This window comes from Paraburkholderia sp. BR10141 (assembly GCF_056155635.1).
This window is the reverse complement of record NZ_JBMIQH010000016.1, coordinates 182998-194915: the sequence shown is the minus strand read 5'-3', so window position 1 is coordinate 194915 and position 11918 is coordinate 182998. Positions and strand designations below refer to the sequence as shown.

Below are 11918 nucleotides of genomic sequence, written 5' to 3'. Positions count from 1 at the left end.
CAGCACGTAGCTGCGCCACGAACCGTCGCTCACCACGGGCAGCCAGCCCAGGTGCACCGAGAACAGCTCCATGAGCGCCATGCCGAGCGCGAAAGCCGGAAACGAAATGCCCGACACCGCGAGCGCCATGCCAATGCGATCGGGCCAGCGATTGCGCCACACGGCCGAGACGATGCCGATCGCCATGCCGAACACCACGGCCCAGACCATGCTGGTGAGCGTGAGCAGCAGCGTGGGCATGAAACGCTCGCCGATTTCGGTGACGACGGGGCGCTTGCTGCGCATCGAAACACCGAAATCGCCGTGAGCGATGCGCACGAAGAAGTGGAGGAACTGCTGCGGCAGCGGCTGGTCGAGGCCGAGATCGGCGCGCACGAGCGCAACCGTGGCGTCGTCCGCTTCGGGACCCGCTGCGAGGCGCGCCGGGTCGCCCGGCAGCAGGTGCACGAACAGGAACACGAGGACCGCGACGATCAGGAGCGTCGGCAGCAGACCCAGCGAGCGTTTGACAATGAAATTCAGCATGAGCGCGTTACTGCATCGGGGCGTGCGCGCCGCGCCGGACACTAGCGATCCGGCGCGGCGCGCAACGCATTAGCGAATCGAGATCTCGTCGAAGTTGAACGAGCCGTCCGGCGCCACATACGCGCCGGCCAGGCGCTTGCTGCGGGCGTACACGACCTTCTCCTTCACGAGGAATACCCACGGGGCGTCGGCCCAGATGCGCTTTTGCGCGTCGGTGTAGAGCGCCGTCTTTTGCGCGCGGTCCGTCGTTTCGAGCGCCTTCGCGAGGTCCTCATCGACCGCCGGGTTCTTGTAGTACGCCGTGTTCATGAGCTTGGGCGGCCACGATGCCGAAGCGAGCAGCGGCGAGATGCCCCAGTCCGCCTCACCCGTGGACGACGACCAGCCGATGTAATACATGCGCACGCCGGCCGTTGCCGGGTCCTGGGCGCTTTCCACGCGCGCGACCGCCGTGCCCGTTTCAAGCGCTTCGACGTTCGCCTTCACGCCCACTTGCGCGAGCTGTTGCTGCACGAACTGAATCGCCTTTTGCGCGGTCGAGTTGTTATACGCCGACCACAGCGTCGTTTCGAAGCCGTTCGGGTAACCGGCCTGCTTGAGCAGTTCGCGCGCCTTGGCCGGATCGTACGGCCAGGGGCCGAGCTTGATCGAGTAGTCCACACCTTGTGGCAGTACGCCGTCCGAAGACAGCGCGTAGCCCCCGAATGCCACCTTCGCCAGCGCGTCCTTGTTGATCGCGTAGTTCAGCGCCTGGCGCACGAGCGGGTTGTCGAACGGTTTCTTCGCGGTGTTCAGGCTGATGTAGCGCTGGATGATCGAGGGGGTGGCGATCAGGTCCACCTTCGGGTTCGACTGGAACGCGCTCGCCTGCTCGAACGGAATGCGGAAGGCAAAGTCCGCTTCGCCGGTGCGCATGAGCGCCGCGCGCGTGTTGTTGTCGGCCACCGGCTTCCAGTCGATCTCGTCGATCTTCGGGTAGCCCTTCTTCCAGTAGCCGTCGAACTTGTGCACGACGAGGTCGCCGGCCGGGTCCCACTTCACGAATGCGAACGGGCCCGTGCCCACCGGATGCAGGCCGATGTCCTTGCCCCACTTCTTCATTGCCGCCGGCGAGATCATCACCGCCGACGGGTGCGCGAGCACGTTCACGAACGCCGAGAACGGCGCGTTCAGCGTGACCTTTACCGTGTACGGATCGACCGCTTCGGTCTTCGCGATGCGGCGGAACATGTTGTAGCGCTTCAGGTGATTCGCCGGGTCCGTCACACGGTCGAAGTTCGCCTTCACGGCCGCCGCGTTGAAGTCGGTGCCGTCCTGGAACTTGACGCCTTCGCGCAGCTTGAAGGTGTAGACGAGACCGTCGCCGCTGACTTCATAGCTCGTGGCGAGCACGTTGGTGAGCTTGAGGTCCTTGTCGAAACCGAACAGGCCCTGGTAGAACGACTTCGAAACCGCCTGCGAAAGCGTATCGTTGGCGTCGTACGGGTCGAGCGTCGAGAAGGTCGAATCGACGGCCATCACCGCGCGCTGTTCGGCGGCATGTACGGCAGTCGCGCCGGCGATCAGCGCGAGTGCGAGCGCGCTGCCCTTCATCCATGTTTTGACTTCTTTCATCAATCAGGTCTCCATAGCAATGAATCTTGACGACTCGGCGAAATATTCCAGCTAAACAGTGAACGGTTGCGTGGCATGCGGGCGTGTTCAGTACGCGCCGCCCACCCGATGCTTTGCAACGAAGTGGCCGGGGCCGACCGACACGAGCGGCAGGACCTGCGGCTCGTCGCCGGGTGCGCGAATCGGGCTCGGCAGTTCGTCGGCGGCGAGCACGCGCTTCGCGTGGCGGCGCGCCGGATCGGCGATCGGCACCGCGCCCATGAGCTTCCTTGTATAGGCGTGCTGCGGGTTCTCGAACACGGCGCGGCGCGGGCCGATCTCGACGATCTGCCCCAGGTACATCACCGCGACGCGATGGCTCACGCGTTCCACCACGGCCATATCGTGCGAGATGAAGAGATACGCCACACCAAGCTCCTGCTGCAGGTCGAGCATCAGGTTGACGATCTGCGCCTGCACGGAAACGTCGAGCGCCGACACCGATTCGTCGGCGATCACGACTTTCGGGTTCATCGACAGCGCTCGTGCGATGGCAATGCGCTGACGCTGGCCGCCCGAGAATTCGTGCGGATAGCGGCCCGCCGCCGACTTCGGCAAGCCCACGCGATCGAGCAGCCATTCCACGCGGGCCTGCGCCTCTGCGCCCTTCGCGATGCCGTGCACGAGCAATGGCTCCATGATCGAGAAGCCCACCGTGAGGCGCGGGTTGAGCGAGGCGAACGGGTCCTGAAAAATGAACTGGATATCGCGGCGCAACGTCTGTAGCGCGGGGCCCGTGAGGGTGCTGATATTCCGGCCGCCGAATTCGATCGTGCCGCTCTGGCTCTCGACGAGCCGCAGCAGCGAGCGGCCCGTGGTCGATTTACCGCAACCGGACTCGCCCACCAGCGCGAGCGTTTCGCCGGCGTGAAGATCGAAGCTGACTTTTTCGACCGCATGCACGCGGCCTGTGACCTTGCCGAACAATCCGCTGCGCACGGGAAAGCGCGTGACGAGGTCGCGCACGCGCAGGACCGGCGGCGCGTTCGTTTCTGGCGCGTTCGCCGGAGGGTTCGACGTGGCGACCGGGCGCGCCGCTTCGCTCATCGACAGCAGCGGGAACTTCTCCGGCAAGTCCGTGCCCTGCATTGCGCCAAGCCTCGGCACCGCGGCGAGCAACGCCTGCGTGTAACGGTGCGAAGGCGCGGCGAACAGCGCATCGGATGCGCCCTCTTCCACCTTTTCCCCGCGATACATCACGAGAATGCGGTCCGCCACTTCGGCGACCACGCCCATGTCGTGCGTGATGAAGACCACGCCCATATCCATCTCGTCCTGCAGGCCGCGAATGAGTTGCAGGATCTGCGCCTGGATCGTCACGTCGAGTGCCGTGGTCGGTTCGTCGGCAATCAGGAGCGCGGGCTTGCACGAAAGCGCCATCGCAATCATCACGCGCTGGCGCATGCCGCCCGAAAGCTGATGCGGGAAGCGGTCCATCACGCGGCGCGCCTCGGGAATGCGCACGAGGTCGAGCAGGCGCAGCGTTTCGGCGCGCGCCTGCGCGGCGTTCATCTGCTGATGCAACGCGATCGCCTCGCTGATCTGGTTGCCCACCGTGAACACCGGGTTCAGCGAAGTCATCGGCTCCTGAAAGATCATCGCGATATCCGCGCCGCGCACCGAGCGCATGGTCGAGCTACTCGCACGCGTGAGATCGAGCACGCTGCCGTTGCGACGGCGCAGGTCGATGCTGCCGCCCGTAATGCGGCCGCCGCCGTGCTCGGCGAGCCGCATCAGCGAAAGCGATGTGACCGACTTGCCCGAACCCGATTCGCCGACGATGGCGAGCGTCTCGCCCCGGTCGACGTGGAACGACAGATTGCGCACGGCTTCGAACGCGCCCGCGCCGCGCCTGAACGACACGGAAAGGTTACGGACGTCGATCACGCGATTCGGCGGCAGCGCGGCCTTTCCGCTGGCCGGCGCGATATCAGGACGGTTCGAGGACATCTGCACGATGAGGATTCCTTCGTTTGGTGCGCAAAACGATGCGCCGCTTAAGCGTAGATCGACGCAACGGGCGCTTCGCCCACGCGCGCGTAGCCACGGTACATACCTTCGGTATTGAACGGCAGGACCACGTTGCCTTGTGCATCCACGGCGATCAGGCCGCCGCGGCCGTCGATGCGCGGCAACTGCTCCATCACGACGTTCGTGGCTGCTTCGGAGAGCGAAACACCGCGATATTTCATTTGCGCCGCCACGTCGTAGGCCGCGACCATGCGCATGAACATTTCGCCCGATCCCGTGGTGGACACCGCACAGGTGGCGTCGTCGGCATAGCAGCCCGCACCGATCAGCGGCGCGTCGCCCACGCGGCCCACCTGCTTGTTCGTAATGCCGCCCGTCGAAGTCGCCGCCGCGACGTGGCCGTGCGCGTCGAGTGCCACCGCGCCCACCGTGCCGAACTTGCGGTTCGGGTCGATCGGCTCGTGCGGCAGGCTGTCCGCCGATGCGTTTGCAGCTGCCTTTGCTTCGAGCGTTGCCCCGTCGTGATCGAGCATCGCGCGCGCTTCGCCGCGGGCGAGCTGCCACTGGCGGTAGCGCGCATCGGTGTGGAAGTAGGAGGGATCGACAAATTCGAGGCCCTGGGCCGCTGCAAACGCTTCCGCGCCTTCGCCCGTGAACAGCACGTGTTCGCTCTGCTCCAGCACGCGGCGCGCCGCCAGCACCGGATTGCGCACGCGCGTGACGCAGCACACGGCGCCCGCTTCGAGCGTACGGCCGTCCATGATCGAGGCGTCGAGTTCATGCGTGCCCGCGGACGTGAACACCGCGCCGTGGCCCGCATTGAATAGCGGACAGTCTTCGAGCAGGCGCACCGCTTCTTCGACGGCGTCGAGCGCGCTGCCGCCTTCCGAGAGGATGCGCTGGCCAGCCGCGAGAATGCCGCTCAGCGCGTCGAGATACTGGGTTTCGACTTCGGGCGCCATCGATGCGCGCAGGATCGTGCCGGCGCCGCCGTGAATGGCAATGACTGCGTTCGATTTCATGACTTCTTTTTCGTTGGGGAAGACGGAGCGGCTGGCGCGACAGACGCCTGCGCCGGGGCCGAAGTGAGCCACGGCAGCACCGATTCGGTGATGGCCGCCGCAGCGACGACGGAATCCTTCGCGCGCAACGCCACGGCGTCGCAAAGCGCTTCGATGACGGCCAGCACCGCGGCTTCCGAGTTCGCCGCAAGGCGACGTTCGGAACGGATCGGCAGCGTGAGATCGGCGAAGCGCGCGAGCGGCGAGTCGATGCTGTCGGTGAGCGCGAGCACGCGCGCGCCCAGCTTCGCGGCGTGGCGCGAGAGCTTGATCGTGTCGTCCACGTAGCGCGGAAACGCGATGCCGATCACCAGATCGTCCCTGTTCGCGCCGAGCAGCCTGCGCGCCGAATGCGTGGGGCCGCCGACCGAGGCGAGCGCCTGCACGTTGTCGAGATACGGCAGCAGGGCGTTCTCCATGAGTCCGGCGAGAAACGCGCTCGTGCCCGAGCCGATTATGTAGACGCGGCGCGCAGAGAGAATCGCGTCCACGGCTGCGGCAGCCGCTGCGCTGTCGATCGACTGGCGCGACAAACGCAGGTTCGACTCGGCCTGCTCCAGCGAGGCGCCGAATAGCTCGGCGCCGCTGGTCGGCGATTCCTGCGCGCTGCGCAGCCGCTCGACCGGCGCGAGCGTGGCCTCGAAGCCGCGCACGAGCGCCTCGCGAAACTGCGGATAGCCGTCGAACCCGAGCGAGCGCGCAAAGCGGTTGGCCGTGGCCACCGAAGCGCCCACCGCGTCCGCCAGTTCGTCGATGCGCATGGTCGCGGCATGGAACAGGTTTGCGAGCACATACTCGGCCATGCGCCGGTGGCCCGGTGTGAGAACGGGCATCGCGGCGGTGATGCGCGCGACGATCTCGGCTTCGGGCGTGTCGGGAGTCGACGGTCGGGTTGGCATACGTGAACGGGAGTCGGGACGCTGAGGGGAACGGCACATGCCGTAAATGAAATTACATGGGCGGATCTTAGTGAAAATTAATTTTCATCGCGCCCGGGGTTTACCCTATTCGAGCAAAACGCGGGAGAACTTGGCTTGATCGGGCGCAACGAGGAGCGAAGCTGCGCGCGTCGAACACGTTGCTGGAACCTGGAACGAGAAGCCGGCAGAGGCGGATGCCGGAAAGCATTTCGCCCGCAGGCGAGATAAGGCGCGGCTACACGTGGAGAGTGGCGCCGCACTTGCCGACAGCCAGACGCTAGCGGCAATCGAATCAGTCACATGAGAACGGAGCGTGCAGCTTCACGACGCCACCATCGCTTCAGCGCTCGGCGCCAACCGCCACGTGTTGCGCCCCGCGCGCTTCGCTTCGTACATGGCCGCATCGGCGAGACACAGCGCATCGTCGGCCAGCGCCCTGTTCCCGGCTTCGGTCGAGAGCGTCGCGCTCGTTGCGTCCACCACACCGGCCGCGCCTGTCACGCCCGTCAGCACGACGCCCACGCTCGCGCTCGTCTCGATCACGCGGCCCGCGACGATGAACGCCTTCGACACTTCACGGCAAATGGCCGCTGCGATGCGCTCGCCGGTGCGCGCGTCGCTCACGCCGCGGCTCGCCACCACGAATTCGTCGCCGCCCAGGCGGCTCACCACGTCGCCCGTGCGCACGGTGGCGACGAGCCTGCGCGCGACCTCCCTGAGCAAAGCGTCGCCCACGTCGTGGCCGTAACGGTCGTTGATGGACTTGAAGCCGTCCATGTCCATGAAGAAGAGTGAGAAGGGCTCACCGCTCGTGCGCAGTTCGCGCAGCGTCTCCTGCAGCGCGCGCCGGTTCGCGAGCCCCGTGAGCGGGTCGATCAGCGCGCCCTCGCGCAGGCGTTGCTCGGTGCGGCGCTGCTCGGTCACGTCGTGCGCCATCACGTAAAAGCCCGTCACCTTGCCTTCGCGCTTGGCCGGAATGTAGGTGGCCGACCACACGCGGTCGGCATCGGCCCGATACCGCACCTCGTCGCAGGTCACGCGTTCACCGGCCAGCGCGCGCGCAAAGAGCGGCTGCAACTGCTCGAACACTTCGGGGCGCAGCGTCTCGCTCAGGCTGCGTCCGCGCAGCGCCGCCGGCTCCGCGCCGAATACGCGCTTGAACGTCTCGTTGTTGAACTGGTAGCACAGATCGCGATCGACCACGGCGATGAGCGCCGGCACGTTGTCGGTGATGGTCTGCAGCGCGTCGCGGCTGCGCCGCAGCTCTCCCGTGCGTTCGCGCACGCGCTCCTCGAGCTCGACGTGATAGTTGCGCAATGCCTCTTCGCTCTTCTTGCGGCTCGTAATGTCCTGCACCGCCGCGATGAAATGCAGCGGCGTGCCCGACACGTCGCGCACGAGCGACACCGCGAGATTGACCCACACAGCCTGGCCGTCGCGCCGCAGATAGCGCTTTTCGATCGCATACGTGGCCTGGCGGCCCGCGAGCAGCTCGGCCACTTGCGCGAGATCGGCAGCGATGTCGGCCGGGTGCGTGACCGAGGCGAACGTGCGGCGGCGCAGTTCGCTCTCCTCGTAGCCGATGATCTCCGAGAACTTCTGGTTCACGTCGAGAAAACGGCCGTCGAGATCGACCACGGCCTTGCCGATCGGCGTTTGCTGGAACACGGTCCGAAAGCGCGCCTCGCTGATGGCGAGCGAACGGCGGTCGCGCTCGTGCGCCGTGCGCGAGCGGTTCAACTGCCGGCGCAATTCCAGCTCGCGCTCGACGAGATGCGCGAAATCCGCGAGCATGGCGGCCTGGGCCGCATCGAACGTGCGCGGCTTTTCGTCGATCAGGCACAGTGTGCCGACCACCTGGCCGTCGGCGAGGCACAGCGGCGAACCTGCATAGAAGCGGATGTTCGGCGCGCCCGTGACGAGCGGATTGTCGAGAAAGCGCTCGTCGTCGAGCGCGTCTTCCACCACGAGCATGCACTTGCTCAGCACGGCGTGCGCGCAGAACGACACGCTGCGCGGCGTTTCGCACGCGGCCAGCCCATGGTGCGACTTGAACCATTGGCGGTCTTCGTCCACGAGCGAGATCAGCACGATCGGCATGTCGAACGCGAAGGCGGCGAGCCGCGAGATGCGATCGAACGCCTCTTCGGGATCGGTGTCGAGTATGTCGAGTTGCCGCAGCGCCCGAAGGCGGACGTCCTCATCCAGAGGAAGCGGAGCAGTGATCATCGTGTGGGGGGCCCGGCAGGACGGATACGGTTTGCGTGGCGCTTTCCGCACCGGCGCGCCTCACCTGGGTTTACGGCCGGATCAAGCGAAAACTGAAGCGTGGGAATGCCCGCACCGCGCCTATCGCGCCAGCCTTGCGCGCCAGGCATTTCCCTTATGCAGGAATCGCAATATAAGCGCACGAACGTTCGGTATACGCGTGGTCGCGCAATCATCGAGCGACACGGCCGTCACACCCGCGCTGCTCGCGTAGCCCGGCCCAACGGACGTTGCGCACTTTCTGCATGAAATGTCACAGCGGTCCAATTACTTCGATATCCGAATTACAGGCGGTTTTTAACCGGTTCGTTAGCGCGTTGCGAAATCGATCAAGCCCTCAAAAAAAAACTTGTCTGGCGACTTCAGCAACGCTTTTTCAAGGCCGTAAAAAGGGCAAAGCTCCACCCTTCCGGTGTCACCATGAGAACCCTCGCGCAAACCCTGCGACTGAAACAGACTACCCGCATCGCCGCCGCAGCGCGTATTGCCGCCGGCCGCGGCGCCGGCGCGCGCATGAGCGCCGCGCCGCGTGCGCGCCGCGCGCCGTCGCGCAGCGCTCATGAGCAGACCGGCACGTCGTGTCACTACGCCGTGCGCCGCCTCGCGGCGCAGGTGCGCACACGCAGAATCTAATGCCACACGGACATCGAGACATGAGACAGGAAACCGTGGCGGCCATGCCCGATCCCGCCGCTGCCTTGAATCCCTCAGCGGCGCTTCCCTGGTTAGTGCGTGCGCGCGCAACGTTGCGCGCCTCGATCCGCGCACGCACGAAGTTTTTCATCGGCCTGTTCTTTGCATTGTTCGCCACGCAAACCACACTGCTTGCGAGCCAGTTGATCGCGTTTGGCCACGCCTTCGAACGCGTGGATACGAGCTGGCACGATGAAAGCGCCGGGCAGGAAACCGAAGCACCACCGAGGCAAGCCGTCTCCGCCGCGCCGCGCGAACTCGCGGTCGATAAGCTGCACAACCAGGTCCAGCGCGGCATCCTGCGCGTGCATCACACGCTCGAAGCCGCCTTTGCGATCGCGCTCGCCACGCTCGCCTTTGGCCTCGTGCTGCTGCACTACCTCGAGCGTACGCTGCTGCGTCCGCTGCATACCTTGACCGATTCGCTCGTGCGCCTCGCGCACGGCGAAGACATGCGCGCATTGCCCGACATGAACCGCACCGACGAGATCGGCGCGATGGCGCATGCCTTCGATACGTTGTGCGAAAAGTCCCGCGAGCTGCATCTCGCCCACGAAGCCACGCGCGCCGCCGAGGCCCATGCCCAGGCGCTGGCGCGCCACGACCCGCTCACGGGCCTGCCCAACCGGCGTCTGCTCGCGGCGGAGATGAGCGCGGCGCTGGAGCGCACGCAGCACCGCTCGCCCGACTACCTCGTGTTCGTGATCGACCTCGACCGCTTCAAGCCCGTGAATGACTTCCACGGTCACGCCGCGGGCGACACGGTACTGTGCGAGATTGCCGCGCGCCTGCGTCGCGTGGTGCGCGACGGCGACACGGTCGCGCGCCTGGGCGGCGACGAGTTCGCCGTGCTCGCCCGCGTGCACCGCGACGACCACATCGAGGCCGCGAGCGAGCTGGCGCAGCGCCTGCTTGCCGCCACACGCGCGCCCATCGACATCGGCAAGCTGCGCATCAACGTGGACGCGAGCATCGGCATCGCATGCTGCCCGCGCGACGGCGGCGACCCGGACGCGCTGCTGCGCGCCGCCGATATCGCCATGTACCGCGCCAAATGCGAAGGCAAGGGCACGTACCGCTTCTTCGAGCAGAAGATGGACGACGAGCTGCGCCTGCAGGCCTCGCTCGAATCGGACCTGCGCCGCGCGCTCGCGGGCGGCGAAATCCGGCCGTTCTACCAGCCGCTCGTGCGCCTCGCCGACGGGCAGACCACCGGCTTCGAGATTCTCGCGCGCTGGCATCACGAGCAGCGCGGCTGGATCTCGCCCGAGGTGTTCGTGCCGCTCATCGAGCAGATGGGCATTTCGCCCGCGTTCACTGCTTCGATCCTGCGGCGCGCGTGCCGCGACGCGCTGGGCTGGCCCTCGCGCTACCACCTCGCGCTCAATCTCTCGCCCGCGCAGTTCAAGGACACGCAACTCGCGGCGCTGCTGCTCAGGATCCTCGCCGACGAGGGCATGCCGCCCGAGCGCATGGAGATCGAGATCACCGAATCGGCGCTGATGTACGACTTCGACGCGGCGCGCGCCGTGCTCGCGGACTTCCGCAATGCGGGGCTGCGCATGTCGCTCGACGACTTCGGCACCGGCTATTCGAGCCTGCAGCACCTGCGCGAGCTGAAGGTGGACAAGCTGAAGATCGACCGCTCCTTCGTGCTCTCGATGTCCTCGTGCAACGAGAGCGTCAAGATCGTCGACGCGATCATCGCGCTCTCCTCGAACCTGGGCATGAGCACCGTAGCCGAGGGCGTGGAGACCGCGGAACTCGCGCGCACGCTGGCGGCGAAGGGCTGCGACTACGCGCAGGGCTATTTCTTCGGCAAGGCGATGGCGGCGCGTGAAATCGACGCTTTGCTCAACGTGGATCGTGCGGCGAACGAGGCGCGGCCCAAGCGTCTCGTCGAGCCGGCCTGACCAGATTGACCCGTAGTTCTTTGAGAAAGAAAAGGTAGACATCATGTTTGTAGCAATTGGCTGGATCGTCGTGCTCGGATCCGTGATCGGGAGCTTCGTGGGCGTGGGGGGACACCTGCCCGCGCTCGTTCAACCATTCGAACTCCTGTGCATTTTCGGCGCGGCGCTGGGCGCGTTCGTGGTGAGCAACCCCACCGCCACGCTCGGCAAGACGCTCAAGGCGCTGCCCACCTGCTTCAAGGGCGGCGGCTACACGAAGGCGCAATACCTGGAGCTGATCGCCCTCCTCTACGAGCTGCTGCAAAAGGCGCGCAAGGAAGGCATGATGGCGCTCGAAGCCGACATCGAAGCGCCCGAGAACAGCCCGATTTTCCAGAAGTACGCACGCGTGCTCGACGACCATCATCTGCTGGACTTCATCGTCGACTATCTGCGCATGATGTCGAGCGGCAACGTCAATCCCATGGAAATGCAGGACCTCATGGACGAAGAACTCGACACGCATCACTCGGAGGTGTCGATAGCGCCCAACGCGATCCAGAAGATGGCCGACGGCCTGCCCGCCTTCGGCATCGTGGCCGCCGTGATGGGCGTGGTGCATACGATGGGCTCGGTCGGCAAGCCGCCGGCCGTGCTCGGCGAGATGATCGCGGGCGCGCTCGTGGGCACGTTCCTCGGCATTCTGCTCGCCTATGGCTTCGTCGGCCCGATCGCCGACCTGCTCAACGCCAAGGGCCGCGCCGCCAGCAAGCCGTTTCAGTGCGTGAAGGCCGTGCTGCTCGCGTCGCTCGCCGGCTACGCGCCGCCCGTGGCCGTGGAATTCGGCCGCAAGGTGCTGTTCACCGCCGACCGCCCGAGCTTCCAGGAACTCGACGAAGCGGTGCGCGCCACCAGGACGCCGAAGGCCGCTTAGG

At 66.1% G+C, this 11918-nt stretch carries 9 protein-coding genes; 3 read left to right on the top strand and 6 right to left on the bottom strand.

Going from position 1 to position 11918, the window contains the following annotated elements; genetic code table 11:
- From ACOJB8_RS22670 to ACOJB8_RS22645, 6 genes are all read right to left on the bottom strand, one after another.
- On the bottom strand, nucleotides 1–525 hold a 525-nt coding region (locus tag ACOJB8_RS22670), incomplete at its 3' end, for an ABC transporter permease family protein (protein WP_475014323.1).
- A 69-nt stretch (nucleotides 526–594) separates the two neighbouring features.
- Nucleotides 595–2118, bottom strand: a complete 1524-nt coding sequence (gsiB, locus tag ACOJB8_RS22665; protein WP_475014346.1) for a glutathione ABC transporter substrate-binding protein GsiB — start codon at nucleotides 2116–2118, stop codon at nucleotides 595–597.
- Between the two features lie 108 nt (nucleotides 2119–2226).
- Nucleotides 2227–4128 (bottom strand): dipeptide ABC transporter ATP-binding protein, encoded by a 1902-nt coding sequence (locus ACOJB8_RS22660; RefSeq protein WP_069265894.1) that lies wholly within the window; start codon nucleotides 4126–4128, stop codon nucleotides 2227–2229.
- A 47-nt stretch (nucleotides 4129–4175) separates the two neighbouring features.
- Nucleotides 4176–5171 carry an isoaspartyl peptidase/L-asparaginase family protein gene (locus ACOJB8_RS22655; RefSeq protein ID WP_475014320.1) on the bottom strand — a complete coding sequence of 332 codons (996 nt, stop codon included), beginning with the start codon at nucleotides 5169–5171 and terminating at the stop codon, nucleotides 4176–4178.
- On the bottom strand, nucleotides 5168–6109 hold the full coding sequence (locus ACOJB8_RS22650) for a MurR/RpiR family transcriptional regulator (protein ID WP_069265892.1): 942 nt from the start codon (nucleotides 6107–6109) through the stop codon (nucleotides 5168–5170). The genes ACOJB8_RS22655 and ACOJB8_RS22650 overlap by 4 nt, the downstream gene beginning before the upstream one ends.
- Nucleotides 6110–6451: 342 nt before the next feature.
- Nucleotides 6452–8359: a PAS domain S-box protein gene (locus ACOJB8_RS22645; protein WP_475014317.1), complete on the bottom strand. Its 1908-nt coding sequence runs from the start codon at nucleotides 8357–8359 to the stop codon at nucleotides 6452–6454.
- Nucleotides 8360–8818: 459 nt separating this feature from the next.
- On the opposite strand from ACOJB8_RS22645, the gene ACOJB8_RS22640 reads away from it, so the two are divergent.
- From ACOJB8_RS22640 to motA, 3 genes are read left to right on the top strand one after another with little or no spacing between them, the layout of a single operon-like run.
- On the top strand, nucleotides 8819–9031 hold the full coding sequence (locus ACOJB8_RS22640; protein WP_475014314.1) for a hypothetical protein: 213 nt from the start codon (nucleotides 8819–8821) through the stop codon (nucleotides 9029–9031).
- 20 nt (nucleotides 9032–9051) lie between these two features.
- Nucleotides 9052–11004 carry a putative bifunctional diguanylate cyclase/phosphodiesterase gene (locus ACOJB8_RS22635; RefSeq protein ID WP_475014312.1) on the top strand — a complete coding sequence of 651 codons (1953 nt, stop codon included), beginning with the start codon at nucleotides 9052–9054 and terminating at the stop codon, nucleotides 11002–11004.
- A 43-nt stretch (nucleotides 11005–11047) separates the two neighbouring features.
- Nucleotides 11048–11917 (top strand): flagellar motor stator protein MotA, encoded by an 870-nt coding sequence (gene motA / locus ACOJB8_RS22630; protein WP_069265888.1) that lies wholly within the window; start codon nucleotides 11048–11050, stop codon nucleotides 11915–11917.
- Nucleotide 11918 lies beyond the last annotated feature (1 nt).

Coding starts and splice junctions, on each gene's coding strand:
- ACOJB8_RS22635 (WP_475014312.1), top strand. CDS start 9,052: ATGAGACAGGAAACCGTGGCGGCCATGCCCGATCCCGCCGCTGCCTTG.
- ACOJB8_RS22645 (WP_475014317.1), bottom strand. CDS start 8,359: ATGATCACTGCTCCGCTTCCTCTGGATGAGGACGTCCGCCTTCGGGCG.
- ACOJB8_RS22655 (WP_475014320.1), bottom strand. CDS start 5,171: ATGAAATCGAACGCAGTCATTGCCATTCACGGCGGCGCCGGCACGATC.
- ACOJB8_RS22660 (WP_069265894.1), bottom strand. CDS start 4,128: ATGTCCTCGAACCGTCCTGATATCGCGCCGGCCAGCGGAAAGGCCGCG.
- motA (WP_069265888.1), top strand. CDS start 11,048: ATGTTTGTAGCAATTGGCTGGATCGTCGTGCTCGGATCCGTGATCGGG.
- ACOJB8_RS22650 (WP_069265892.1), bottom strand. CDS start 6,109: ATGCCAACCCGACCGTCGACTCCCGACACGCCCGAAGCCGAGATCGTC.
- ACOJB8_RS22640 (WP_475014314.1), top strand. CDS start 8,819: ATGAGAACCCTCGCGCAAACCCTGCGACTGAAACAGACTACCCGCATC.
- gsiB (WP_475014346.1), bottom strand. CDS start 2,118: ATGAAGGGCAGCGCGCTCGCACTCGCGCTGATCGCCGGCGCGACTGCC.